The 25,192-nt window shown below is 56.7% G+C and carries 30 protein-coding genes, 2 tRNA genes and 1 riboswitch; of the genes, 14 read left to right on the top strand and 18 right to left on the bottom strand.

Annotated features, from left to right (window positions below; genetic code table 11):
• The first annotated feature begins 48 nt into the window (after positions 1-48).
• Positions 49-148, top strand: a riboswitch (TPP riboswitch).
• Positions 149-194: 46 nt separating this feature from the next.
• The 3 genes from L0664_RS09935 to L0664_RS09925 are packed head-to-tail and all read left to right on the top strand — an operon-like array spanning position 195 to position 3,332.
• Positions 195-1,181, top strand: a complete 987-nt coding sequence (locus L0664_RS09935; RefSeq protein ID WP_235225645.1) for a thiamine ABC transporter substrate-binding protein — start codon at positions 195-197, stop codon at positions 1,179-1,181.
• Entirely contained in the window at positions 1,157-2,653 is a 1,497-nt protein-coding gene (locus tag L0664_RS09930) for an ABC transporter permease family protein (protein WP_235225644.1), read from the top strand. The genes L0664_RS09935 and L0664_RS09930 overlap by 25 nt, the downstream gene beginning before the upstream one ends.
• Entirely contained in the window at positions 2,640-3,332 is a 693-nt protein-coding gene (locus L0664_RS09925) for a thiamine ABC transporter ATP-binding protein (protein WP_235225643.1), read from the top strand. The genes L0664_RS09930 and L0664_RS09925 overlap by 14 nt, the downstream gene beginning before the upstream one ends.
• 63 nt (positions 3,333-3,395) lie before the next feature.
• Here L0664_RS09925 and L0664_RS09920 read toward each other — a convergent pair whose 3' ends face one another.
• The 8 genes from L0664_RS09920 to dapF all read right to left on the bottom strand — a co-directional run bounded on the left by L0664_RS09920 (position 3,396) and on the right by dapF (position 10,339).
• Positions 3,396-4,274 (bottom strand): cytochrome c1, encoded by an 879-nt coding sequence (locus L0664_RS09920; protein ID WP_272492452.1) that lies wholly within the window; start codon positions 4,272-4,274, stop codon positions 3,396-3,398.
• Between the two features lie 10 nt (positions 4,275-4,284).
• Positions 4,285-5,628 (bottom strand): cytochrome b, encoded by a 1,344-nt coding sequence (locus L0664_RS09915; protein WP_235225641.1) that lies wholly within the window; start codon positions 5,626-5,628, stop codon positions 4,285-4,287.
• A gap of 12 nt (positions 5,629-5,640) precedes the next feature.
• Positions 5,641-6,204 carry a ubiquinol-cytochrome c reductase iron-sulfur subunit gene (petA, locus tag L0664_RS09910; RefSeq protein ID WP_235225640.1) on the bottom strand — a complete coding sequence of 188 codons (564 nt, stop codon included), beginning with the start codon at positions 6,202-6,204 and terminating at the stop codon, positions 5,641-5,643.
• Positions 6,205-6,356: 152 nt separating this feature from the next.
• Complete coding sequence (locus L0664_RS09905; protein WP_235225639.1) at positions 6,357-6,956, bottom strand: glutathione S-transferase; 600 nt, start codon at positions 6,954-6,956, stop codon at positions 6,357-6,359.
• A gap of 11 nt (positions 6,957-6,967) precedes the next feature.
• Positions 6,968-7,591 carry an FMN-binding negative transcriptional regulator gene (locus L0664_RS09900; RefSeq protein ID WP_235225638.1) on the bottom strand — a complete coding sequence of 208 codons (624 nt, stop codon included), beginning with the start codon at positions 7,589-7,591 and terminating at the stop codon, positions 6,968-6,970.
• A gap of 15 nt (positions 7,592-7,606) precedes the next feature.
• Positions 7,607-8,290, bottom strand: coding sequence for a glutathione S-transferase (locus tag L0664_RS09895; protein ID WP_418888023.1), 684 nt, complete (start codon positions 8,288-8,290; stop codon positions 7,607-7,609).
• Positions 8,259-9,527, bottom strand: coding sequence for a tRNA (N(6)-L-threonylcarbamoyladenosine(37)-C(2))-methylthiotransferase MtaB (gene mtaB, locus L0664_RS09890; protein ID WP_235225637.1), 1,269 nt, complete (start codon positions 9,525-9,527; stop codon positions 8,259-8,261). The genes L0664_RS09895 and mtaB overlap by 32 nt, the downstream gene beginning before the upstream one ends.
• Entirely contained in the window at positions 9,524-10,339 is an 816-nt protein-coding gene (gene dapF, locus L0664_RS09885) for a diaminopimelate epimerase (protein ID WP_235225636.1), read from the bottom strand. Before dapF ends, mtaB begins: the two co-directional genes overlap by 4 nt.
• A 95-nt stretch (positions 10,340-10,434) precedes the next feature.
• Between dapF and L0664_RS09880 the strand changes: the two genes are divergently transcribed.
• Positions 10,435-10,510 (top strand) — tRNA-Lys (locus tag L0664_RS09880).
• A gap of 10 nt (positions 10,511-10,520) precedes the next feature.
• Here the strand turns inward: L0664_RS09880 and L0664_RS09875 are convergent.
• The gene (locus L0664_RS09875; protein WP_235225635.1) at positions 10,521-10,943 is read right to left on the bottom strand and encodes a hypothetical protein; all 423 of its coding nucleotides are present in this window, start codon (positions 10,941-10,943) and stop codon (positions 10,521-10,523) included.
• 3 nt (positions 10,944-10,946) lie between these two features.
• A complete protein-coding gene (locus L0664_RS09870) occupies positions 10,947-11,972 on the bottom strand; it encodes a LacI family DNA-binding transcriptional regulator (protein WP_336247103.1) in 1,026 nt (341 codons plus the stop codon).
• A gap of 103 nt (positions 11,973-12,075) precedes the next feature.
• Here L0664_RS09870 and L0664_RS09865 point away from each other — a divergent pair.
• A tRNA-Arg gene (locus L0664_RS09865) sits at positions 12,076-12,152 on the top strand.
• Positions 12,153-12,221: 69 nt separating this feature from the next.
• On the top strand, positions 12,222-12,560 hold the full coding sequence (locus tag L0664_RS09860) for a hypothetical protein (protein ID WP_235225633.1): 339 nt from the start codon (positions 12,222-12,224) through the stop codon (positions 12,558-12,560).
• On the opposite strand, the gene L0664_RS09855 is transcribed toward L0664_RS09860, so the two are convergent.
• The 4 genes from L0664_RS09855 to L0664_RS09840 form a co-directional block, all read right to left on the bottom strand.
• Positions 12,557-12,997, bottom strand: coding sequence for a MarR family transcriptional regulator (locus tag L0664_RS09855; protein WP_235225632.1), 441 nt, complete (start codon positions 12,995-12,997; stop codon positions 12,557-12,559). The two genes, L0664_RS09860 and L0664_RS09855, sit on opposite strands and share 4 nt — an antisense overlap.
• On the bottom strand, positions 12,984-13,403 hold the full coding sequence (locus tag L0664_RS09850; RefSeq protein ID WP_235225631.1) for a hypothetical protein: 420 nt from the start codon (positions 13,401-13,403) through the stop codon (positions 12,984-12,986). Before L0664_RS09850 ends, L0664_RS09855 begins: the two co-directional genes overlap by 14 nt.
• Before the next feature lie 68 nt (positions 13,404-13,471).
• Positions 13,472-14,176 (bottom strand): winged helix-turn-helix domain-containing protein, encoded by a 705-nt coding sequence (locus L0664_RS09845; protein WP_235225630.1) that lies wholly within the window; start codon positions 14,174-14,176, stop codon positions 13,472-13,474.
• Entirely contained in the window at positions 14,148-14,429 is a 282-nt protein-coding gene (locus L0664_RS09840; RefSeq protein WP_235226173.1) for a hypothetical protein, read from the bottom strand. Before L0664_RS09840 ends, L0664_RS09845 begins: the two co-directional genes overlap by 29 nt.
• Before the next feature lie 165 nt (positions 14,430-14,594).
• Between L0664_RS09840 and L0664_RS09835 the strand changes: the two genes are divergently transcribed.
• The 5 genes from L0664_RS09835 to galE all read left to right on the top strand — a co-directional run bounded on the left by L0664_RS09835 (position 14,595) and on the right by galE (position 18,462).
• Positions 14,595-15,026, top strand: a complete 432-nt coding sequence (locus L0664_RS09835; RefSeq protein WP_235225629.1) for a hypothetical protein — start codon at positions 14,595-14,597, stop codon at positions 15,024-15,026.
• A gap of 223 nt (positions 15,027-15,249) precedes the next feature.
• Complete coding sequence (locus L0664_RS09830; protein WP_235225628.1) at positions 15,250-15,411, top strand: hypothetical protein; 162 nt, start codon at positions 15,250-15,252, stop codon at positions 15,409-15,411.
• A gap of 38 nt (positions 15,412-15,449) precedes the next feature.
• Positions 15,450-16,055: a ribonuclease HII gene (locus L0664_RS09825; protein ID WP_235225627.1), complete on the top strand. Its 606-nt coding sequence runs from the start codon at positions 15,450-15,452 to the stop codon at positions 16,053-16,055.
• A 124-nt stretch (positions 16,056-16,179) separates the two neighbouring features.
• Positions 16,180-17,289, top strand: a complete 1,110-nt coding sequence (locus L0664_RS09820; protein WP_235225626.1) for a site-specific DNA-methyltransferase — start codon at positions 16,180-16,182, stop codon at positions 17,287-17,289.
• Positions 17,290-17,457: 168 nt separating this feature from the next.
• Entirely contained in the window at positions 17,458-18,462 is a 1,005-nt protein-coding gene (gene galE, locus L0664_RS09815; RefSeq protein WP_235225625.1) for a UDP-glucose 4-epimerase GalE, read from the top strand.
• Here galE and L0664_RS09810 read toward each other — a convergent pair.
• Both L0664_RS09810 and mutY read right to left on the bottom strand, forming a co-directional pair.
• Positions 18,459-19,607, bottom strand: coding sequence for an alkane 1-monooxygenase (locus L0664_RS09810; RefSeq protein WP_235225624.1), 1,149 nt, complete (start codon positions 19,605-19,607; stop codon positions 18,459-18,461). The two genes, galE and L0664_RS09810, sit on opposite strands and share 4 nt — an antisense overlap.
• Before the next feature lie 46 nt (positions 19,608-19,653).
• A complete protein-coding gene (mutY, locus tag L0664_RS09805; protein WP_268821627.1) occupies positions 19,654-20,706 on the bottom strand; it encodes an A/G-specific adenine glycosylase in 1,053 nt (350 codons plus the stop codon).
• 68 nt (positions 20,707-20,774) lie between these two features.
• On the opposite strand from mutY, the gene L0664_RS09800 reads away from it, so the two are divergent.
• The 3 genes from L0664_RS09800 to L0664_RS09790 are packed head-to-tail and all read left to right on the top strand — an operon-like array spanning position 20,775 to position 23,085.
• Positions 20,775-21,290, top strand: a complete 516-nt coding sequence (locus tag L0664_RS09800) for a DUF721 domain-containing protein (protein WP_235225623.1) — start codon at positions 20,775-20,777, stop codon at positions 21,288-21,290.
• An 11-nt stretch (positions 21,291-21,301) separates the two neighbouring features.
• On the top strand, positions 21,302-21,961 hold the full coding sequence (locus L0664_RS09795) for a DsbA family protein (RefSeq protein WP_235225622.1): 660 nt from the start codon (positions 21,302-21,304) through the stop codon (positions 21,959-21,961).
• On the top strand, positions 21,961-23,085 hold the full coding sequence (locus tag L0664_RS09790) for a CaiB/BaiF CoA transferase family protein (protein ID WP_235225621.1): 1,125 nt from the start codon (positions 21,961-21,963) through the stop codon (positions 23,083-23,085). The genes L0664_RS09795 and L0664_RS09790 overlap by 1 nt, the downstream gene beginning before the upstream one ends.
• Here L0664_RS09790 and lpxK read toward each other — a convergent pair.
• Complete coding sequence (gene lpxK / locus L0664_RS09785; RefSeq protein WP_235225620.1) at positions 23,072-24,058, bottom strand: tetraacyldisaccharide 4'-kinase; 987 nt, start codon at positions 24,056-24,058, stop codon at positions 23,072-23,074. The genes L0664_RS09790 and lpxK overlap by 14 nt on opposite strands.
• On the bottom strand, positions 24,055-25,179 hold the full coding sequence (locus L0664_RS09780; protein WP_235225619.1) for a 3-deoxy-D-manno-octulosonic acid transferase: 1,125 nt from the start codon (positions 25,177-25,179) through the stop codon (positions 24,055-24,057). Before L0664_RS09780 ends, lpxK begins: the two co-directional genes overlap by 4 nt.
• Positions 25,180-25,192: the final 13 nt, after the last annotated feature.

Genomic DNA, 25,192 nt, shown 5'->3' with positions numbered 1-25,192 from the left:
TATCGCTGTGACTGCCCCTTGCCAAGTGTGCGACATCGCCTTACGTCTTGTCACACCTCGGGGGGCCATTGTGGCTGAGATGTCGAAAGACGGACCCGTAGAACCTGAACCGGTTAAGACCGGCGGAGGGAAGGTAACGGGCCAAATCATCAAAGCCCCCCTTTCTCCGTTCGGCGCAATGAGAGGAAGAGAGAATGAAGAAGACCCTACTCACTGTCGCAGGACTTTTGTTTGGCACCGCTGCGATTGCAGATGGCCATCAGCCTGTGTTGACAGTTTATGCCCCCGATTATTTTGGATCCGAATGGGGCCCCGGCCCAAGCATTGAGGCGGCGTTCGAGGAACGTTGCGGCTGTGATTTGCAGTATCAGACGGGTGATCTGTTGCCGCGTCTGTTGCTGGAAGGTGCCCGCACCGAGGCCGACGTGGCTATCGGGTTTAACACCGATGTCACCAAACGCGCGCGAGACAGCGGGATGTTTGCGCCGCACGGACTGGATTTGTCACCCCTGACGTTGCCGATTGACTGGGACGACGACACGTTCTTGCCGTTCAACTACGGGCACACGGCGTTTATCTACGACAACACGAAATCCGACGGATTTACATCGTTTGAGGCGTTGCTGGATGCACCCGACGATGTACGCGTTGTCATCCAAGACCCGCGTTCGTCGATCTCCGGCCTTGCGTTGGTGTTGTGGGTCAATGCGGTTTATGGGGACGAGGCAGAGGCCGCTTGGACGCGATTGGCCCCCAAGATTGTCACCGTGACGCAAGGATGGTCTGAATCCTACGGACTGTTTACGGACGGTGAAGCCGATGTCGTGCTGTCCTACACCACGTCGCCCGCCTATCACATCATCGCGGAAGAAGACCTGACCAAGACAGCTGCGATATTCGAAGAAGGTCACTATTTCATGGTCGAACTGGCGGCAAAGCTGACGACCACAGATAACCCGGATCTGGCAGATCAGTTCATGGCGTTCATTCTGACGGAAGACTTCCAGACGATGATTCCAACAACCAATTGGTCGTTCCCCGCAGCATTGCCAGAAGCGCAGTGGCCCGCAGGGTTCCAAGATCTGCCAATGCCGGAAAAGGTGTTGTTCTATGACGAAAACGAGGCCGCAGCGCTTCGTGAACAAGCGATTGAGGCATGGCGCAGCGCGCTGTCCCAATAATTGCAGCATTGATCGTCGCGGGGCTGGTGATTGGCCCCGTGACGGCAGTGTTGTGGCGGGGTGGCGGATTTTCCGCATTGTCGTCGGCTGATCTGGACGCACTTTCGTTTACGATTTGGCAGGCGTTCTGGTCGGCTATCATCAGTGTCGTGTTGGCCGTACCTGTGGCACGGGCATTGGCGCGGCGTTCGTTTTTCGGGCGATCAGCGCTGATTTCCGTTATGGGGGCGCCGTTCATTTTGCCGGTGATTGTCGCGATCTTGGGCTTGCTGGCTGTCTTTGGCGGGCGCGGGTTTTTGAACATCGTGTTGGGGCCTTTGGGGGTTCCCAAGCTCGATATTTACGGGGCACACGGGGTTATTTTGGCCCACGTGTTCTTCAATTTACCATTGGCGGTGCGTCTGATCTTGCAAGGGTGGCTTGCCATTCCGTCCGAAAGATTCCGCGTGGCGGCGTCCCTTGGTGCGCCTGTGTTTTGGGTGCTGGAATGGCCCATGTTGCGGCGGATAATGCCGGGTGCGTTTGCTGTGATTTTTGTGATTTGTCTGGGGTCTTTCGCTGTGGCGTTGACGCTGGGCGGGGGGCCGAAGGCGACGACGGTTGAGCTTGCGATTTATCAGGCGTTCAAGTTTGACTTTGACCTGAGTAAGGCCGCGTCTTTGGCTGTGGTTCAGCTGTGCCTTGGATTGGCGGCAGGGGGTGCTGCGCTGCTGTTGTCGCGGGGGGACATGATCGGCGTCGGGCTGGACCGTGTCGTACAGCGCTGGGACGGGTCGTGCATTTTGGATGGCGTCTGGATCATGTTGGCCGCAGCGTTTCTGCTGGCCCCGCTTATGGCTGTGCTGGTCGCCGGATTGCCCGGAGTGTTGGACTTACCGCCAAGCATCTGGCCCGCCACCCTGCGATCCCTGTTCATTGCGCTGGGCGCCGTTATTTTGACGATGGCCCTTGCGTTGCCGCTGGCCACGAAAGCGGGTGAGGCTGCGTCGTTGCTGGGAATTTCGGTGTCGGGATTGGTGTTGGGCACCGGATTGTTCCTGATTGTGCAGCCATTTGTGCGCCCGTCTGATGTCGCGCTGCCGGTGACGATGTTGGTGAATGTGTTGATGGCTTTGCCGTTTGTATTGCGCATTTTGCGGCCCGGGGTCGAATCCGCGCGGGATGATTTTGGCAAACTTGGCCAATCGCTGGGCCTGTCGGGATGGACGTTGTGGCGGATCGTGTATCTGCCACGCCTGCGCCGGCCGATGGGGTTCGCGGCGGGCCTGACGGGCGCGTTGGCGATGGGCGATCTTGGGGTCATTACGCTGTTTTCACGCCCGGGCGAGGGCACGTTGCCGTTGGTGATGTATCAATTGATGGGCGCCTATCAAATGCAGGCAGCCTACGGTGCGGCGTTGTTATTGGTTGCGCTTTCGCTAGGCCTGTTCTGGGCCTTCGATAAGGGAGGGCGCGCCAATGCTGTGGTGTGATCAGGCGATGTTTGGGCAGGGCACCTATGAGCTGTCTGCCGATTTGAAGATTGAAGCCGGAAAGGTAACGGCGGTGATTGGGCCGTCCGGATCCGGCAAGTCGACGTTGCTTGGCGGAATTGCAGGGTTTCACCCTCAGCACAGCGGTCGGGTGTTGTGGAAGGATGCTGATATTACGCTTTTGCCGCCTCAGAACCGGCCTGTGTCGATGTTGTTTCAGGATAACAATCTGTTCCCGCATTTGACGGTGATGCAGAATGTCGGCTTGGCGGTGTCGTCGCGGCTGCGGCTGACGGTGCCCCAGCGCGACCGCGTGAATGCGATCCTTGATCGTGTTGGGCTTGGCGGGTTGGGCGATCGTTTGCCCGCGGCATTGTCAGGCGGACAACAGAGCCGAGCGGCGCTTGCGCGGGCGTTGTTGCAAGATCGTGAAATCATGCTCATGGATGAACCGTTCAGTGCGCTAGGGCCGGGCCTTAAGGCCGAGATGCTGGATCTATCGGTTGAGCTGGCAAAAGCCGCGGGGCGGACTGTCATAATGGTGACCCATGATCCGGCGGATGCGGCGCGCGTGGCGGATGCGGTTATCGGTGTCGCGCCGGGTATCGCGTTTGCCCCCGCGGTCACATCACAGTTTTTGCGCGATCCGCCCGAGGCCTTCAAAGATTACCTTGGTTAGAAATGCAAAAGGCCCGCCAGTAATGGCGGGCCTTTCGTCATCTTGGATCTTGGATTGATACGCCTAGTCTTTGCGCTTGGCCGCTGATTTGTGCGGTGCCCACAGACGTTTGTTTGTGAGGTACAGCAATACGGACAGGATCGTCAGGAAGATCACGCCAGTTAGGCCAGCCTGCTTGCGGGCCATCATCTTGGGTTCAGCTGTCCACATCAGGAAGGCTGCGATGTCCTCAGAGACGTGCTCAAGCTCGGTTGAGTGACCATCGGCAAATTCAACGTCATCACCCCAAAGAGGTGGTGCCATGCCGATCCACGAACCTGGATACTTGTGCGACCCGTCTTCGTATTTACACTCATCCGGGTAACCACCAGCCGCGAAGGCCGTGTTGTAGTAGCCGTCCATCGGGATTTCCATGTCGAGCGCGCATTGTGGTTCTTCTTCATAACCGGTCAGCAGGGACGCGATGTATTCAGGGCCGCCCATGCCTTTGAAGAACTGGTTGATGCCAAGGCCGTAAGGGCCGTGGAAACCAGCGCGTGCTTTGGCCATCAAGGACAGGTCAGGTGCGTTTGACAGGCTGCTTTCCGGAAATTGGTCAGCAGGTGTGGCGGGGCGGAAATCGCCTTCGCCGTCAAACAAGGCTTGATCGAACACGTCGTAGAATTCAGCGTATGCGCGCATCTGGTCGTCCGGCAGCATTGGGCCGCCTTCGTCAGACAGGTTACGGAATGCGACGAATTTCAGACCGTGACAGGCCGAACAGATTTCAGTGTAAACCTGAAGGCCACGCTGAAGCTGGTTGGTGTCAAAAGACCCGAATGGACCTTCGAACGAGAAATCAAAATCCTCGACGTGGGTTTCGGAACCGGCTGCGTATGCCGCGCCCGTGGTCATGCCAAGGGCGACTGCTGCGGTAAGGGTGAGTTTGCGGAACATATTCATTCGTCCTTTCTCACTCAGCCGGGGATGCAGCGGTTTCACCCGATGCAGCCTTTGAGCCGTAGTGCGCGTTAAAGTCGTCCTCGATCGTGGCGGGTGGTGTCAGCGGCTTTTCGATGACGCCAAGCAACGGCAGGATAACGAGGAAGTAACCGAACCAGTAGGTCGACGCGATCAAAGCGATGATCGGGTAGATACCTTCTGCTGGCATTGCGCCGACCCACATCAGGATAAAGAAATCCACGACGAGGATGGCGAACCACCATTTGAACATCGGACGATAGCGACCGGAGCGCACCGAGCTGGTGTCGAGCCATGGTGCCAGCGCCATCACAACGATCGCACCGAACATGGCGAGCACGCCGAAGAACTTTGCGTCGATGATGCCAAAGGATACCCATTCAGCGATGATCACGACCCAGACGGTGTTATCGAATGCACGCAGGATCGCGTAGAAGGGCAAGAAGTACCATTCTGGCACGATGTGTGCCGGCGTCGCGAGCGGGTTTGCCTCGATGTAGTTGTCCGGGTGGCCAAGGTAGTTTGGCATAAAGCCAACCACAGCCACGAAGACCGCGAGGATGATTGCCAGCGCAAACAAATCCTTGATCACGAAGTACGGCCAGAACGGCAGCGTGTCTTTTTCGGCTTCTGCCTTTGAACCGCGGCGGACTTCAACACCTGTCGGGTTGTTGTTGCCTGTCGTGTGGAATGCCCAGATGTGGACGATCACAAGACCTGCAATGACGAACGGCAACAGGTAGTGCAGCGAGAAGAAGCGGTTCAGCGCAGGTTGACCAACCGCAGACGCGCCCAGCAGCCAAGTTTGCACGCTTTCACCAACGAACGGGATCGCGCCGAACAGGCCAGTGATAACGGCTGTACCGTGGAAAGACATTTGGCCCCAAGGCAGAACGTAACCCATAAACGCCGTACCCATCATCAACAGGAAGATCAGCATGCCGATGATCCACGTGACTTCGCGGGGTGCTTTATAGGACCCGTAGTACAGGCCGCGGAAGATGTGTGCGTAGACCGCCACGAAGAACAACGATGCGCCGTTCATGTGGAAGTAGCGGATCATATGGCCGCCGTTCACGTTGCGCATGATGTGTTCGACTCTTGCGAACGCAAGATCAACGTCGGGCACATAGTGCATCGCGAGCACAACGCCGGTGATGATCTGAAGCGCCAGTGTGAATGTCAGGACGATGCCCCAAATCCACATCCAGTTCAGGTTCTTGGGCGTGGGGATCATCAATGTGCCGTACAGAAGGCCTACGATGGGCAAGCGGCTGTCGAGCCACTTTTCGCCTTTGGTCTTCGGTTCGTAATGGTCGTGGGGAATGCCACCCATGGGTTTCTCTCCTTAACCGAGTTGAAGTGTTGTTTCGTCCACGAAGGACGCGGTGGGAATTGGCAGGTTGCGCGGCGCTGGGCCTTTGCGAATCCGGCCAGCTGTATCGTAGTGCGACCCGTGGCACGGGCAGAACCAACCGCCGTAGTCACCAGCGCCGTCACCAACAGGCACACAGCCAAGGTGTGTACATACACCAGACTGAACGAGCCATTCGCCAGCTTCGTCGAGCGTGCGGTTTTCGTCCGTTGCCGGTTCATCGTTGTCGAAGTTGGCGTTGTTTGCTTCTGCGTCGATCAGGTCTGACATTTCGACAGCGCGGGCTTCCGCGATCTCTGCTTCCGTGCGACGACGGATAAAGACGGGTTTGCCCTGAAACAGCACTGTCAGCTGTGTGCCGGGATCAACCGCACTAATGTCGACGCGAATCGAGGCGAGCGCCAAGACATCTGCCGAAGGGTTCATTTGATTTACGAGCGGCCAGACAGCTGCACCCGTGATAACTGCACCCGCGCCAGCAGTTGCGTAGTAGATAAAGTCGCGGCGCGTTGTGTGGTCGTGTTCTGCGTTCGACACCTGTTAATCTCCGAATTCTGGGGCCAATTGCCCGTCAAATACGATGAAAGCCCCTAAAAAGGCGTTCATTCAAGGGGCTACTTAGCCCTAGCGTGCTTCTACGTCCAGCATCATTGCGCCTGATTTGGCCAGATGCGTCGTTTGGCCCTGCCTTACGGTTTTGTGGCCTGCATTGACTCGCGGGTCTCAAATTCGGCCTGCCATGCCGCCAAGGCATCGTTGCCTTTGCGCCAATTGCGCGCGTCGTGGCGCAGATCGATGTAGCCGAGCGCGCAAGACACAGCGATTTGTGCTGCATTTAGCGGGCCGTTCAGGTGGCTCATCCAGCGGGCGTTGATCGCTTCGATCCCGCGGGCGGCCTTGCCCCACTGTGCTTCGATCCAGTCGGGGGACTGCTGGTCTTGCGGGCGCAAGCGGACCTCATAGGCCATGGACACGGCGGCATCCATGATCGCGTTTGCCGTCGCTTCAAGCGTTAGGACTTCGTACAGGCTGGCTTTTGGATAAAGGTTCGCGTCTGCCATATCGTCCAGATACCGTGTGATAACACGGCTGTCGTAGATCGCGGGGCCATCCGCACGTGTAAGGCTGGGGATTTTACCGGTGGGATTCGCGGCAAGCGCCTCGGTTGCTGACGCCATGGGCGTTGTGGCAACGGCGACTTCATCGACACGGTCAATCAGGCCGGTTTCGCGCAATAAAACGCGGACCGTGCGCACGAACGGAGAGGCGGGGGACATGATCAGTTGCATGGAAGTTCCTTTCAGTCGGTTTCAGGCGGGTTTCGCATCAGTTCGGCAAGGGCGGCGGTTTCCATTCCGGTTCCGCATTGCGCCATTGCGTCAGCGGCGCGCAGGCGCACGTCATCGGGTTTGTTCTGGTTGAGCTTAAATGTGCTTTGGACGTCTGCGATCGTCAGGCGGCAGGGGACGATCTGGCGCATCATCTTTTCCAGTACCTCGGGTGTCATCTTGGACGTGGTCCAAGGCGTTTTTGGCAATTGGTTTTCGAAATGGGCGGACTGGCGATCAAGCATGTCGTGCATGACCGCGTGATCAAGCCGTTCCAGCGTGCCGCGAATCTGCACGGCAGCGTAGTTCCAGGTGGGCACTTGATCGACTGCGCCGTACCAATCGGGCGACACGTATCCATCCGGGCCTATGACCGCCAACAGCGCGTCTTGTGGCGCATCCAAAAGTCGTTGGATCGGGTTGGACCGCACAAGGTGCATGTCTATTGACGTGTTATCAGCTGAAAGCAGAACGGGGATGTGCGAGGCCAGCAAACCATCAGGCCCATTCACCGTGATCTGCCCGAAGGCACGCGCCCGGACCAGATCAAACGCGCGGGTGTCGGTTGTGCGGCGATAGATTGGGTTGGGGTGCATGGCGTGTCCTTTGGGTTAGGGAAACAGGATCACGTCATCCCCTGTTTTCCAAGGGGTGTATTTTGTCATGATGGTTGCAAAGCGATCCGAGGCCTTGAACGCGGCCAGCCAATTTTGCGCGTGGTTGAAGGTTTGTGCGTCCCACCACCCAATATCCGTATGTGCGAATTGTCGCACGAATGGCAGGATCGCTAGGTCTGCAAGGCTGGGCCGATCGCCCAGTAGCCAAGGTTTACCGCTGAGCTGCGTGTCGAGCTTTTGGATAAATTCGGCGGCAGTTGCACGGCTTTGCGCGGGGTCGGTATCGGGGTGACGCACGGCGTATTTCGTCAGGTCGAGCGCGGCTTTGAACGGGCCGTCACATTCTGTGATCAAGGCATGTGCCGTATCTGTCATAAGGTCGCGCAAACCTTCGGGATCGGATTTTTCAAGCGCCCAGTGCATCACATCGATGGATTCTTCGATAACGCGATCGGTGATCAATACAGGCACAGTGCCTTTGGGCGACGCGTCCAACATGTCAGCGGGTTTGTCACGTAACAGGATTTCGCGCAAAGCGACGGTTTGCCCTGAGGATGCGATCGCGAGGCGGGCGCGCATGGCGTAGGGGCAGCGCCGGAAGGAATAGAGGATCGGTGTTGTGATGATGGATGCCTCCGGCGGGAGTTTACGGGCCAGGTGAAGCGATAAGCTGTGCACCGGATTGGCCAATGATCTGTGCGGTGACGATTTGGGATTCGGGCTGGTTTGTGTCGAAGGTCACTTCGGTGAATTGTTCGGTGCGACCCATGCGGGGGTTTTCCATCAGGATGTGATGGGTTCGCCCGATTTGTGCAGTAAGGTGTTGCGCGACTGCTTTATCCCCTGCGGCGCGCAGGCGGGCGGCGCGGGCTTTGATATCTTTGCCATTTACGGCGGGCATTCGCGCGGCGGGAGTGCCTTGGCGGGGGGAATAAGGGAAGACGTGCAGCCATGTTAGAGCGCAATCATCGACCAGTTTGAGAGAGTTTTCAAACATCGCCTCGGTCTCAGTCGGGAAGCCTGCGATGATGTCCGCGCCGAACGTCATATCCGGGCGCAGTTTGCGGGCGTCTTCGGAAAATTTGATGGCATCGTCGCGCAGGTGGCGGCGTTTCATGCGTTTGAGGATCAGGTCGTCACCGTGCTGAAGCGACAGGTGGAGGTGGGGCATTAGGCGGGGTTCAGTGGCGATGGCCTGCATCAGGTTTTCATCGACCTCAATCGAATCGATGGAGCTGATCCGCAGGCGCGGCAGGTCTGGCACCAGTTTCAGGATACGCATGACGAGATCGCCGAGTTTGGGGTTCGCGGGCAGGTCCGCACCCCAAGACGTGAGGTCCACACCCGTTAGGACGACTTCGTTATATCCTTTGCCGACAAGTCGTTTGATCTGTTCGACGACAACGCCCGCAGGAACACTGCGTGAATTGCCACGGCCGTAGGGGATGATGCAAAAGGTGCAGCGGTGATCGCAACCGTTCTGGACCTGCACATAGGCGCGGGATCGTGTGCCAAAGCCATCGATCAAATGGCCCGCAGTTTCGGTGACCGACATGATGTCATCCACCTGCACGGGTTCGGTCTGGCCAATTAAATCGGGCGCCATGCCGTTCCATGTGGCCGCGTTCATCTTTTCGGTGTTGCCGATGACTTTGTTGACTTCGGGCATGGCGACGAAAGTTTCGGGTTCGGTTTGCGCGGCGCAGCCCGTTACGATCAGCGTAGCGTCCGGGTTTTCACGCCGCAATTTGCGAATTTCTTTTTTGGCTTTGCGCACGGCTTCAGCTGTGACGGCGCAGGTGTTGACGACGACTGCGTTTTGGACACCCGCCGCATTGGCGAGTTCCTTCATCGCTTCGGTTTCGTAGGCGTTCAGGCGACAACCGAGTGTTGTGAATTTTGGCGCTGCGCTCATAGGTGCCAGATACCATCAAAGACATGGGCTGTTGGCCCTGTCATCCAGATGCCGTCGTCGCGCCAGTCGATGTGAATTGTGCCGCCGTCCAGATCAATGCGCACTTGGCGGTCAGTCAGCCCTTTGCGATGGGCGGCAACAGCCGTGGCGCACGAAGATGACCCAGATGCTAGCGTGAGGCCAACGCCACGTTCCCAGACCCGCATCCGCAGGTGATTCTTTGCAACGACGTGGGCGACCTGAACATTTGTGCGTTCGGGATACAGCGGATCATGTTCGATCTTCGGGCCGAGCGTGAGCAGATCGACAGCTTCTGCATCATCTACAAAGAACGTGCAGTGCGGGTTGCCCATGCCCGTCGCAACTGGCGCGCCGTCAATTGGCAGTGCGTCGACATCAACGTCGCGCGCCAATGGGATGTCTTTCCAGTCCAGTTGCGGGTGGCCCATGTTCACGGAGGTCAGACCGTCGCCTGCATCGCGCGCAAACAACGTCCCGCGTTCTGTCGTTAGGGTCAGGTCGGTCTTGCCCGTTTCATCCATAATGTGACGCGCGATGCAGCGGGTTGCATTGCCGCAAGCCCCTGCCGTGCTGCCGTCTGCGTTGTAAAATGTCAGATGCACATCGGCATTGCCGTGCTTTGACATCACTGCCAGTTGATCAAACCCGACACCGCGATGGCGATCGGCGATCGCAATAACGATGTCGTCGGTAACCCGCGCAACGCCATCGCGTTCGTCAATTACAACGAAGTCATTGCCCAGCCCGTGCATTTTCATGAACGGCAAGCCTGAAGAAAGGGTTTGTATCATGACGCGCCATATAGGTGAGCCCGCAAGATGAATCCAGTGTTGTACTGATTTAGGGGTTGACCCTTACGGCGGCTGTTTCTAGTAGAGCGCGGTGTGGGCCTGTAGCTCAGTTGGTAGAGCAACTGACTTTTAATCAGTAGGTCTCCGGTTCGAACCCGGACGGGCTCACCACTTTTGCCAGTTAATCACTGTCTCCGAATGTCATTTCTCGGGTGGCACGCGTGGTTTTGCGTGCGGCGGCCTGTGCCGTGCGCGCCAAGAGGAATGTTCCTTTGACCCCTGGCATCCCCGGAAAGTGCCAACGGCCTGTAATGCGCGTGGCTGTTGCGTTCACTTGGCCGTCGTAGTGCGGGTGATCGTTTTCTTCGAAATCTGTGTAGGTCTTAACAAACCGCACGGCGGATCCGTTGCGTGTTCCTACCAGAACGGCAATCAGAGTGTCGGTTTCTTCCGTGCGAAATGTATTGGGTTCAACGATTTCACCACGCAGCGTGCTGCCCGTTTCAGTTAAGACTGCATCAAATGAAACAGGCACGCCGAAGGCCACGTTGTCGTAATCATATCGGCCCGTCCAACTGCCGCTTAGGGTGTTAGACGCGGACATCTTTCAGACTTTGCGCAGCGTATCGCCGAGCGACAGCTTGGGCGATAATTCGACAACTTGGCCCTCATTGCTCGCCCCTTCGGCATTTCGCGCGGCGATGATGCGTGCCGCAGTTTGGCCAATCTCGCGGCGGCAGGCATCCATTGTGGCCAACTGGCGCGGCAATCCGTCCAGCAATTCCACCCCGTTGAACCCCGCAAGGCCCACCTTGCCGGGAATATCGACGCCTTGTTCTTGCAGATAAAGAAGACCACCTGCGCCGATCATATCGTTGGAGTAATACAGAAAATCGAGGTCAGGCGTGCGTTCAAGCATTGCAGCTGTCATTTCGCGCCCTTTGGCAAGGGCTGATCCGCCGGAGTAAAATTCCTGATCGGCAATTTCGACCCCGCCTTTGGCAAGTGTCTGGGTAAATCCTTCGAAGCGTTTGCGCGCACGGTGATCAAGTGGCATTTTCGTACCCATAAATCCGATGCGTTTGTATCCGGCTTCCAGAATCTCTTCGGCCATGATGCGGCCAGCGCGGCGGTGCGAAATCCCGACAGCCGTGTCGATGGGCTGCCCGTCTGTGTCCATGATTTCAACCACGGGAATACCCGCTTGCATTAACATCGCGCGGGATGCGTCTGAATGTTCAAGCCCGGCGATAATGACCCCGCTTGGACGCCACGACAGCATTTCAAACAGGACTTTTTCTTCTTTTTCGGGCTGATAATCCGTAACGCCAACAACGGGCTGTAATTCGGTATCCTCGAGTTCTTCGCTGATGCCGGACAGGACCTCTGGGAAGACCATATTGCCAAGGCTTGGGATGATGACAGCGACCAGATTCACCCGTTGTGACGCCAAGGCACCGGCAATTTTGTTGGGGACATACCCAAGGCGGCGCGCGGCGTCTTTGACTTTTGCGCGGGTTGTGGCGCTGACGTCGCCTTTGTTGCGCAACACGCGGCTGACGGTCATTTCACTGACGCCAGAGGCTTCCGAAACATCGCGCAAGGTGAGGGGTCGTTTTGATCGGGTCTGCACGGGCACCATCCTGTGGGGGTATTTTGACCAAATGTTAGCGACACTGCGCAGGGAAGTCCAAGGCCTTGCAGCATGCCGCAATGCAAGTCAGATAAAGGGCCATGGCCCCGTGGCTCAACTGGATAGAGCAGCCCCCTCCTAAGGGGCAGGTTGCAGGTTCGAATCCTGCCGGGGTCGCCATTTACCGTTGGGGTGTAATTTTTCTGTGCGGCTGTTAGGGTGACCTTGGGGGAAAGCACAGGATGGGGAATGCGTCAGGGTAACTTGGACCTGATGATTGAGTATGCGGTTGCGTGTTTGGCGACTGAGGATCATCGAAAAATTCGGAAACTCGTTCGGGAAATGGCGCAGCGGTGGCCTAACGAGAAAGCTTTGGCCATTGCATTTTCTATAACATCGGCTGCAGCGACGTTTGAGGATATTTTGGACTCAACCGATGCTATTGCGACGGCGCAGGTTGGATATCAGATGGCTGCACTTGTGTCTGCGGATGCCTTCGCAGTCGAGGCGATGGGTCAGGCACCGGCGTTCGGGCAAGATCTTTTGCATTTTTGGCGGCGTGTCGATCCGTATTTTCTGACCTCTTAAGCGGCGCGGGTGACATCAGGTTCTGTTTTCATATTCGCGATGAACTGGCGGAACTTTGCTATGGCCCGTGTGCCGCGTTTCGATCTTGCATTGTGTTCGGTGGATTTATTGAGGTTAGGCGATGCCGTCTTTTGAATCCGAGGTTCCCAGGTGCGTGTGGCGTGACTGCGGCCATCAAGGCCGGGAGGGCGAAGAACACCGCGGGTGAGCATACGATCCATTAGAGAGGAAGCTTCGCTTTGGGATACATTGAACACACGCTGGATGTCTGTTGCGGTAATCCCGTTGTTTGTTCGCGCAAAAACGCAGGCCCAACCGTAGTGGAACGGCAGGACCTTTGCGGTGGTGTGCGTGGCGGCCTTGGCGAGGGTGGGCAAAGGCAGGGCCGTTGCCCCGACAGTGGCTGCGATCCCCGTTAAAAATTCACGGCGTTTCATCAACGTCCTCCTCGGGGGCGGCATCGTGTTCGTCAAGATCGGCCAATGTATCTAGCATATCGCGTGCTTTACGGAGTATTTGGCCCGACGATTTAGCAATGCCCGGGACGCCGCCGCGTGGATACATCGGTTGAACAGATGTTGCGCTGCCCGCGATGGGGGCGTGAATGATGTTGCGTTTGACCAGTTCGGACATGAGGGCATTTGCTTGTTCTGGCCCCACACCCATCCATTTCTGGATAAGGGCAGGCGTCGCACGGTCATTCACGCGGGCGAATAACGCCGCCCAACCGACCTGAGCGGCGTTGGCTGAGGCGACTGCCGTGGGGGATGCTATCGCGGGCAGGGGCAAGACTGGGAGGACAGCCGCTGCTCCGGCGGAACTGAGGAATTCACGTCGTTTCATGATGTATAGATGGGTATGAAGGGTTGACCTTTTACGGGGAAAGCGACTGCGACGTTCCCCGTTTGAGGTCAGACCATGCGGATCACATCTTTGTCGATTGCCAGCATATAGCCACGGCGCGCGATGTTGCGCACCAGAAGTTCCGAGATCATCTGATTGCCAAGTGTGTCGCGCAGGCGCTTAATTCGGGTGGCACCGGCGGCTTCTTCGCAATCCACGCTTGGACGGCCTGAAATGACGCCTTCGATTTCCGCGCCGGACAAAACTTCGTCGTCCATGCGGGCCTCTGCCAGTACGGACAGCGTTTCAATCGCGGCGTCTGTCAGTTTGAATTCGAAGTTGTTGAGATAAACCATGTTCTGATCGCGTGAGATAAGGAGTGAATTGACCTCAATCCCTTTGCGTTCGATCTGCCCCATGCGTCGGTTCATGGCGATCAACATCACAAGGAACGCGACGGCTGCAACCAAAAGGGCCGTCGCGAAGACCAACAGCACAAAAATCACGAAGCGGTAGCTGTCCAGCGTTGCGGAAAATGCGGTTCCCGATTGCGCAAGGATTTCCAACAGCTTGATTTCGGCCTGACCTGTCAGCGATGCGTTTTCGACGAACAGTTGTTCAACCCGTGCGTTGAACGCATTGGCGTCGGGTAGGTTCAGGAACAGCAAAACAGCCGCCGTCAAAAGAATGACCACGATCGCTGCAATTCCACCGACGACAATCCTGTTGCCTGTCTGGCGCGCTTCAATAGCGGAGGTAGTAGTCTCCTGCACTGTCCTGTCTCTCCTCAAGTCCGGCATCGTCAAAGACACCTTCGATACTTAATAACTGCCAATCATCGGCAGCAAGGCGCGGCGTGAGTTCGGCGGTTGCGCCGTCGACACTGCATGCGCCCATGATTTCCGCCACACCGTAGTGCAGCCGAAGGGGATCGTCACGCTTGGCTTTGTAATCGGCAAAACAGGCCGCCTGTGCGCCTGTCGCGAAAACCAAAATCGTGAGAGTGAGAGGAATAATGCGTTTCATGATCAGACCATGACGTTGCGGCGATTGATATTCAATATCCATGCGCCACTGCGTGCCCGACAACCCATAACAATTCGTCGTTATTGAGAGGCAGAGCCGTCCGAGACCATCGTTGACCCATCTCAAGCGGGGCTGATGCCTTGCTCCATCTGAAAGGATCACACGATGTTCATGAAAACCTTCACCGCTGGCGTTCTTGCCATATCTTTGACTGTCACAAGCCTGACACCCACAACGGCGTCTGCCGACATGTCCAGCGACGATGCCATAGCAGGTATTCTGACGCTTCTGTTTCTGGGCGCAGTTATTCACAACAGCCGTGATAACGATGTGGCGCCTACGCCGCAAAGGCAGCCGCGCCCTGCCGCTACGCGCGATTGGCGGGTTTTGCCGGCCAGCTGTATCCGCGACCGGACACGCCGCAATGGCAACACGGTGCGGATGTTTGGCCAAGCCTGCCTTCGTAACAATTACGCCCACGTAGAGCGCCTGCCGCAGGCCTGCCATGTGCGGATTCGCAATCAGGAAGGACGTATCCGTCAAGGTTTTCGCGTGCGGTGTTTACGCGATCAAGGGTTCCGCACAAACCAGCGATAAGGCTGGCGCGGACATAGGGTGACCGCCGGGCGTTTGTTCCAGTGGCGGTGACCTGATCAGAGGCAGGGGGGAGGACATGGCCCCCTGCCTCTTTTTGTGTTTGGTCATGGTTAATTGATATTGCTTGCAAATTTTGCATAACGGCGTTGCGCAACTGGCTGTGGTTCCTGCGCCAAGTATCCCTATTTTTTAATCAAAGAGAATTGAAGCAAAGGATATCCCGATGATCCAAGATCGCCTGACCCCCAAATTCCAGTCTGCCAAGTCCGTCAAACGACGTGAGGCAACGCCAAAGCCAGCGCCGAAAGCAAAAGCCAAGAAAGATCCTGTGGCTGAGGCCTACGCACGTGGCCGGGCCGCCGCTGGTTCGTTATTCTGGCTGTAAGGCTTGCGGGCCGCGCTTGGGTCTGATTGACCCTTGATATGTCTGGTCCTGATTATTCCTTCGAGCACGATCTGTCCGTCCGCGGTGTCCTGCATATCGCGGGCGTTGACGAAGTTGGCCGCGGTCCACTGGCTGGGCCTGTAACCGCCGCTGCTGTTATTCTTGATCCCACCAATATCCCCGCTGGGCTGAACGACTCCAAGGCATTGTCTGCCAAAAAGCGCGAAGCGTTGGAGCCATTGATTTTCGCAACTGCCGAAGTGTCTATTGCCCACGCCACCGTGGAAGAAATTGACCAGATCAATATCCTGCGGGCCAGTCATCTTGCCATGGAACGTGCCATCGCCGGATTGGGCAAAGTGGGCCATGCATTGATTGACGGAAATATGATCCCGCGTGGCTTGGCCATTCCCGCGACGACGATCATCAAGGGCGACGCGCGCTCTGTGTCGATTTCTGCGGCCTCAATTGTGGCAAAAATCTGTCGCGATCGTATCATGTGTGATTTGGCGCAACAGTATCCGGGCTATGGCTGGGACACGAACGCCGGATATGGGTCCAAAAGCCACATATCTGCGCTGCAAAATCTTGGGGTAACCCCACACCATAGACGGTCGTTCAAACCCGTCCACAATATGTTGTGACAAGAATAAATCGTAACCCTTTGATTCAATAAAACTTTTGACTGCGAATCACCTTTGACTCACATTGAGGCCAACAAACGAGCGGACAAACCGCCAAGGCGTTAAAGTCGGGACAGAGGCAGATATGACAAAGAAAAAAGCCGGGAAAGATGCGCCAGCATTGCCCCGAAACAGCATTATCGATGGTGATTGCATCGACGTCATGAACAGCCTGCCAGAAGGCAGCGTTGATCTGATCTTTGCGGATCCGCCCTATAATCTTCAGTTGCGCGGTGATCTGCACCGCCCCGACAACTCCAAAGTGGATGCTGTCGATAATGACTGGGACCAGTTCGAGAGTTTTAAGATTTACGACGAATTTACCCGGGCTTGGCTGTCTGCTGCGCGCCGCATTCTGAAACCGGATGGCGCGATCTGGGTGATCGGCAGCTATCACAACGTGTTTCGCATGGGCGCTGAACTGCAAAACCAAGGGTTCTGGATTCTCAACGATGTTGTCTGGCGCAAGTCCAACCCGATGCCGAACTTTCGCGGCAAACGCCTGACAAACGCGCATGAAACGCTGATCTGGGCCGGAAAAACCGAGAAGTCGAAATACACTTTTAACTACGAAGCCCTAAAATCGCTGAACGAAGGCACACAGATGCGCAGCGATTGGGTGCTCCCGATTTGTACAGGACACGAACGTTTGAAAAACGAAGCCGGCGACAAAGCCCACCCGACACAAAAGCCCGAAAGCCTGCTGCACCGCGTATTGCTGGCCACGACCAACCCTGGTGACGTGGTGTTGGACCCCTTCTTTGGAACGGGCACAACGGGCGCGGTCGCCAAGATGCTTGGCCGCGATTACATCGGGATTGAGCGTGAGGCAGAGTATCGCGCTGTTGCGGCAAAGCGGCTTGCGAATGTTCGCAAGATTGAGGCGGATGCCCTCGAAGTGACCCAATCCAAACGCGCGGAACCACGTGTGCCGTTCGGTCAGGTCGTTGAACGCGGCATGCTGCGCCCCGGCGAAGAGCTGTGGTCGATCAATGGCCGCCACAAGGCCAAGGTACGCGCAGACGGATCCCTGATTGGCGCTGACGCAAAAGGGTCTATTCACCAAGTTGGTGCCGCCTGCGAAAACGCGCCCAGCTGTAATGGTTGGACGTATTGGCATTATCGCCGCGACGGCAAAAAGGTCCCTATTGATCTTTTGCGCCAGCAGATCCGTTCGGAAATGCGGGCCAACTAAACCCATCTAATTTTTTCCAGTTTACCGCCTGTGCCTGCGGCCCTCCAGCCGTGGCACCACTTATCCCCCGTCGGTCCCCAAGACCTGACGGGGGTTTTTTCTGTTTGAGTTCCCCCGTGACGCGCGAAAAGATCCGCGCCATAAGGGCACGTAGAGTATGAGGATCGTATGGCGAAAATTCTTCTGACGGGTGGTGCGGGTTACATTGGATCGCACACGTATCTGGCTTTGATTGAGGCCGGGTATGACGTCGTGATCCTTGATAATTTTTCCAACGCCAAGACAGATGTACCGGCCCGGCTCGGGGATATTTCCGGCGGCAAGGTGCATGTGTTTGAGGGCGACGTTCTTGATCGCGCACTGTTGGATGAACTGTTTTCGACCCACACGATTGACGGCGTTGTCCATTTTGCCGCGCGTAAAGCTGTCGGTGAAAGCGTGGCGAAACCGCTGGATTACATGCACACAAATGTCGGTGGTTTGCTGAATCTACTCGCCGCTATGGACGGCGCAGGCGTGCGCCGTATCGTATTTTCATCCTCGGCGACCGTGTATGGCGACACAAATGTTCAGCCTATCCCGGAAGACCACCCACGCACCTACACGTCACCCTATGCATTTACTAAAATCGCCGGTGAGCAGATTTTGGAACAACTGCCTGACAATTGGGCCGTTGGAATTTTGCGGTACTTCAACCCAGTCGGGGCGCATCGATCCGCGATCATTGGGGAAGATCCCGAAGACACGCCGAACAATCTGGTGCCCTACATCGCCAAGGTCGCCACTGGCGAATTGCCCGAACTTGGCGTTTTTGGTGACGATTATGATACGCCTGATGGCACGGGCGTACGCGATTATATCCACGTGGAAGACCTTGCGGATGGTCACGTGCTGTCGCTCAACGCGCTGCTTGAGACAGGCGAAAGCCATACGGTTAACCTCGGGACGGGGCAGGGATCATCGGTTCTTGAGGTTCTGAAGGCGTATTCTGACGCGAGCGGGCAAAACCTGCCGCACCGGATTGCGCCGCGCCGTGATGGCGACGTTGCCGTTCTGACCGCGCGGCCAGATGCGGCAAAGGCAACATTGGGGTTTGAGGCAAAGAGAAGCCTTGCCGATATGTGCAAATCAAGCTGGGCATGGGTGAGCGGCCAACGCCGCAACACACACTAGCGCGGCATAGGATTGGTGCCGTGTTTATACGGCAGCCAGTCTTCGATTTCGGGGTAATATTTTTTTCGCCATGCCCGCACCCGCGGGTTCATGATCCGCAACCAAACCGGTGGGATCATCGCAGCCATCGTCATGATTGGATAGCCATACGGCAGTTGCGGCGCAGTGTCTTCGTCGTAAGTTTGAAGCAATGGAAAACGGCGGTCGGGTTTATAGTGATGGTCTGAATGGCGCTGCAAATTGATCAACAACCAATTGGATGCCAGTTGCGATGCGTTCCACGAATGGCGCGGCAAGACGTGTTCATATTTACCATCGCCGAGGTGCTTGCGCGTTAGCCCGTAGTGTTCGACGTAATTGACAAGTTCAAGCTGCCACATCGCAACGAAGGACTGCACCAAGAACAGGCCAAGCCCCGCCCATCCGCCGATCCAGATTGCGAAGACCAGCATCGCCAATTGCAAGATAGCGTAGCGCCAGAACGGATTGGAACGGTGATGCCAGGGGAGCTTTTTGCGGGCCAGCATCGCCTTTTCGGCATTAAAGGCCGATACAGGTTGTTGGCGCAAAACGCGTGGAAAATAACGATGGAAACCTTCGTTGTAACGCGCCGTCACGGGGTCTTTGGGGGTTCCAACATAGCGGTGATGCACCAGCAGATGTTCACTGCGAAAATGCGAATATAGAACCATCGCCAACAGGATATCGCCGCACCAGCGTTCAAATTTAGGTTTCTGGTGGGCCAATTCGTGCGCGTAGGTGATGCCAATAGTGCCGGACACGACGCCCATTCCGAAGAACAGCACGATCTTTTCCAATGTGCCAAGGTGGTCTGTCGCCGTGACGTACCAAAGCACACTAAACAGCGTGATGAACTGTAAAGGCGCCCAAAGAATAGTGATTGCGCGATACCAGAACAGGTCTTTTTCGGGCGTCTCAAGATCGGCATTTCCACTGTATTTGCCTGCAAGCGCGTCAATTGCCGAAAACAAATACCAGGTCGCGATGGGCATCAATATGACCGTCCATCCACCAAACACTGCGCCGATCCATGCGATGGGGATCAGTCCGATCGACAACCAGAATGGGGCCGCGCGTGTGACGCGGGCCATGTTGTCGGGGGATACGACGGGAAAGGACGTCATTCAGATGCTCCTGTTTGGGTGCAATATAGAGGTTTGCAGCTGACCCTCAAACAGGCCGTAGCGTCGCAGCGGCCAATGTGTAGGCCTTCTGCATCACTGTTGGCAGCGCGCTGGGGCTAAAGGTGTCTTCAGGCATGAATTGTCCACGGTTTGGCGATGCGTCTTGGGGCAACCATGCGGTCTGCACCCTTAAGACGAGGTTAAAGTGCGTAAATGTATGACGCGCTTCGGTGTCTGATTCGATCCAATCTGCCGAAATGGGTTCGTATTCGTCAGGCGCGTCGCCCCATTCTGTCGTCGGCCAGCCGAGCATCCCCCCGAGAAGCCCCTTGTCTGGCCGCGTCTCAAGCAGCCAAGCACCGTCAGCGCGCCGTGCGATATAGGCAATGCCATGGCGCGTTGGTTTGGGTTTCTTAGGAGTCTTCTTTGGCAATTCAGTTTGACTGCCTGCGGCGCGGGCGGCGCATTCAACCATAATCGGGCAAATCCCGCAGGCCGGGGATTTCGGGGTGCAGATCGTCGCACCTAGATCCATCACGGCTTGGGCGTAGTCGCCCGGGCGTTCGTTGGATGTGTGGCGCTGGGCATAATCCATCAGCACGGGTTTGGCGGCGGGCAAGGGTGTGTGATCGTCATAAAGCCGTGCCATGACACGTTCGACGTTGCCGTCTAGAACTGTAGAAACTTCATCAAAGGCAATCGCTGATATAGCGGCGGCCGTGTAGGGGCCGATGCCTGGCAATGTGATCAGGTCGTCGTAGGTTTGTGGGAACGCTCCGCCGTGGTCTGCCACGACTGCGCGGGCGCATTTCAACAAGTTGCGCGCGCGGGCGTAATAGCCAAGCCCCGCCCAAGCAGCCATTACATCCGCATCCTCAGCTGCGGCTAATTCCGCCACAGTCGGCCAGATCCGTGTAAATTTCTGGTGGTATTGGCGAACCGCGGCAACAGTGGTTTGCTGCAACATTACCTCTGACAGCCAAACGGCGTATGGGTTGGGCATGACACCAGCCTTGCGATCGTCGGGCATTACACGCCACGGCATTTCGCGCGCATGGACGTCGTACCAATCCAGTAGGGGTGCGGTTATGTCACGCAATGTTTATGACCCTTTGATAGTGGTTTCTCTGGCGTTGCTGCCCATAGGGTTTAGAGTAGCGCGTGAATATGAAACAGCCACGTCCCACATCAAAAACGCGCGGATTCTCTCGTGCTGTGACTCTGGTGCAAAAACGCATCCGGGGGGCCACAGAGACGCGTGGATTTTCGCAGTCGCGCGTTCTGACCCATTGGGCGGAAATCGTGGGTGAAGCAACTGCCAAGATCGCGCATCCTGTTGATGTTGGGTACGCAAAAGGCGGGTTTGGCGCGACGTTGACGGTGCTGACGTCTGGCGCACAAGCGCCGATGCTCGAGATGCAAAAAGAACAAATCCGCGAAAAGGTAAATGCCTGTTATGGCTATAACGCCATCGCGCGGATCAGAATCACACAAACAGCCGCAACGGGTTTCGCAGAAGGTCAGCTGGCCTTTGATCACGGTGTGAAAACGCCACGCGGCCCGAAACCAGAAGCACGGGCGGCAGCGGAAACCCTCGCCAAGCCCGTAGAAAATGAAGACCTGCGCGCGGCCCTCGCGGCTTTGGGCGCAAATGTCATAAGCAAACGTCCTTCAAAGACTTGAAAGAGTAATCCATGAATAAATCCGTCCTTTCCTCCGTTGCTGTTGTCGCAATCGTCGCCGTTGCAGGCGGTGCGTGGTTTATGAACCGTGACACGGGCCCCACAACAACAATCGCGAGCACTGAAACTGCCTCGAATTTTGACGTTGTCGAAATGATTCAGGGCAACCCAGATGCGTCCGTTCAGGTGTTGGAATACGCGTCCTACACGTGCCCACACTGTGCGTCGTTTCATGCCAATCAATACCAGCAGATCAAGGAAAACTATATCGACACTGGTCTGATCGGGTTCACCTACCGCGAAGTCTATTTTGACCAGCCGGGCCTTTGGGCATCCATGGTTGCCCGTTGCGGTGGGGAAATGCGGTTCTTCGGTATTTCCAACCTGCTTTATGAAAACCAACAAGGCTGGGCGCGGGCTGGTGATGGTGCGGCGATTTCTGCGGCACTGCGTAACATTGGCAAAGTCGCGGGTCTAAGCGACGCTGAACTTGACGTGTGCATGGCGGACGCGGATCAGGCGCAAGAATTGATGGCGTGGTATCGTTCAAATGCAGATGCGGATGACGTGCAGGGTACGCCGACGTTTTTCATTAATGGTGAAAAATATTCGAACATGAATTACGCAGATTTTTCTGCCGTGCTTGACGAAAAGCTTGCTGAATCCAACTGATGACACCGCTGGCGGGTCTTAAGGTTGTTGAACTGGCCCGCATTCTTGCGGGTCCGTGGGCTGGCCAGCTTTTGGCGGATATGGGCGCTGAGGTTATCAAGGTCGAGGCCCCCGAGGGTGATGATACGCGCCGTTGGGGCCCGCCATTTATCGAACATGAAGGCGAAGCATCTGCGGCCTATTTTCATGGCTGTAATCGTGGCAAGAAATCCGTCGTGATTGATTTCCGTACCGACGAGGGTAAGGCCGCGTTGCTGCGGCTTTTGTCCGATGCGGATGTTGTTATCGAAAACTTCAAGGTTGGTGGTTTGGCCAAATACGGGCTGGATTATGCGACTTTGAAAAAGACACACCCGCGGCTGATCTATTGTTCCATTACCGGATTTGGTCAGAATGGTCCTTATGCCAACCGCGCCGGATACGATTACATCATTCAAGGGATGTCCGGGCTGATGTCCGTGACGGGTGATCCTGATGGGCAGCCGCAAAAGGTGGGCGTTGCTGTTACGGATATCTTTACCGGCCTTTATGCAAGCAACGCGATCCTTGCAGCGGTGCACCAGCGTCATTCCACGGGGCAGGGGCAACATATTGATCTGGCACTGTTGGATGTGGCCGTTGCGACGACCGCGAACCAAGCGATGAATTTTCTGGCGACTGGCGTGTCCCCCCAGCGGCTTGGCAATGCCCATCCCAATATCGTTCCCTATCAGGTGTTTGATTGTGCAGACGGGCATGTGATTATCGCTGTGGGCAATGACAGCCAGTTTCGTAAATTTTGTGCCCTGCTGGGGTTAGATGCCTTGGGCACTGATCCGCGCTTTGCGACCAATCCTGCGCGCCTTGAACATCGTGAAATTCTGGTGCCGTTGCTGGCGGAACGGATGCTGGTATGGACGAAGTCAGATGTTCTTGCGGCTTGCGAAGGCAGTGGCGTTCCCGCAGGCCCGATCAATACGTTTGAAGATGTGTTTGCGGACCCGCAGGTCATTGCGCGGCAATTACGGCTTGATCTGGAAAGTGCCCCGTCAGTGCGCCCACCGATGCGGTTTTCTGATGCGGATTTGGCGCTGGATAGACCGGCCCCGACATTGGGGCAGGATCAGGACATTATTTCTGAGTGATCCCCAGCGCCGCCATCTTTTCATCCAGCGGGGCCCAGTCGTTCAAAGACAGGCGCACCGGCAAAACCAGTACTTTCGCGCGAAAATGATCCGGCAGGCGGACGGCATCCTTTTCCGTTGTCACGAGGTTTAGCCCTTGTGCACTGGCCTCGGCCTCTAGTCGTTTTAGAAGTGCATCGGTGAATGGTTGGTGATCAGACAAAGGTTCGCTGCGCACCACATTCGCGCCCAATGATTTGAGCGTTGCAAAGAATTTTTCAGGGTGGCCGATGCCTGCGAAAGCGAGCACAGGAAGATTGCCCCACGGCATGCCCGTCGCCAAAGCATCAAGTTGTCCGTTCAAGCGCACGCAATGATCGGGAAGGTCTGGCGTAAAGGCTTGGCGCGCAGATTCAGGGCCAATCGCAAGAACAGCATCAGCCCGCGCCAACCCAGCGTTTACCGGTTCACGCAAAGGGCCGGCGGGCATGGTGAGCCCGTTTCCGAACCCCTTGATCGCGTCAACCACAACAATTTGCAGGTCTTTGTGAACACTCGGGTTTTGAAATCCGTCGTCCATCAAAATCACAGACGCGCCTGCGGCCTCTGCCGTTTTGACCCCCGTGGCGCGATCCTTGGATACCCAAGTCGGCGCGAAAGAAGACAACATCAAAGGTTCATCTCCAACGTCTCCCGCAGCGTGAGTTGAAGGATCGACCCTGATCGGCCCCACGATGGACCCGCCATATCCGCGGCTGACAATATGCGGTGTTTGGCCCATGTCGGTCAGCCGTTGGGCCAAAGCAATTGCAGTCGGGGTTTTTCCTGTGCCGCCTGCATTGATATTGCCGATACAGATCACCGGAATGGTCGCCGTGTGGCTTGGCTTTTGACGCACACGGCGTGCGGTTGCAGCAGCGTACAACGCCCCGAGAGGAGACAGAATCAACCCCGGCAGGCTGCGATTTTTGTACCAGAACAGGGGTGGCTTCATGGCGCGCCTTCCGGACGTGCTACACCGTGCATCGCCGTCTCTATCAATCGATTTATTGTTTCGGCGTTATGTGTGATTTCGTCCCACCCCGCGAGGGCCATACGGGCCGTCTGCTCAGGTGAGATCAGGACGCTGATGGCGATTCCAAGTTCCGATGCAGATCGGATTTCGCGGCAGGCCTGTACGCTCGCCAGTCGTTCAAACCGTGTCTGGTGGGGCGATTTTCGGGTGCCATGAACCACTGCAGAGCCGAGCAGGATCGGTTCGAAAGGCGACGATGCGCCGCCTCCGCTCATGGTGCCACCCATAAAAGTCAGCGGCACAAGGCGATACCACAGGCCCAATTCATCTGGCAGATCCGCGACGTATACTTGGTGTTCCGGTTCTGGATCATCGCCTTCGGATCGTACACCTACTCTGAACCCCGCATCCCGTAAAACTTGCGCCGATTTGGGGCCATCGCCGATGTCGCGCGGCGACAAGACCATAATCAAACGGTGGCTTTTGCGCGATGCCGCCATGTGTGCTGCTGCCATATGCACGACTTCGCTTTGCACGACGTCGGCTGCAAGCCACATTGGTCGCGCGCCAAAGGCTTCGGCCATCACTGTCAGTTCATATTGATCGTGCGGAAGGGGGATGGGTTCTTCGAGGATCGGGCCTGTGGCCTCAACCTGTTCAGCCGCGACCCCGCCGCGCATCAATCGCGTGGCGGTCGCACCGTCTGCTGTCAGGATGCGGTGGAACGGGGAAACAGCACTGCGCGTGGCCCGTGGTAACCAACGTGATCCACCGGGAATAAGGCCCGCATTCCGCGCGTTGATAAGCGTGGCGGCAATGCCAGATCGTTCGACTTGTCGCAACAACGCGGGTCGCAGGGCGCCACCGTTCCAGATCAGATAGCTCGGCCCCCATTTGTCCAGAAAGGCACGGCATTTCGTTGGGCTGTCCGATGGGACTTCGACGCAAATAACGTCGCTCGGCAAGGTTTCGAATGCGCTAAGGTGCGGGGCATCACACGTTACCAAGACATCCGCAGCGTCACTGTGTTCGATCAGGCGGTTGGCCAGCGACAGGGTCGTTGTGATCTCGCTCGCGTCACCGCAATGCACCCAAATCACTGGACCCGCGCCC

Origin of the sequence: Octadecabacter dasysiphoniae (assembly GCF_021532615.1) — a bacterium.
GTDB classification, from domain to species: Bacteria; Pseudomonadota; Alphaproteobacteria; order Rhodobacterales; family Rhodobacteraceae; genus Octadecabacter; species Octadecabacter dasysiphoniae.
Note: the sequence above shows the minus strand (reverse complement) of the source record. Positions and strands in the feature narration are given on the sequence as shown.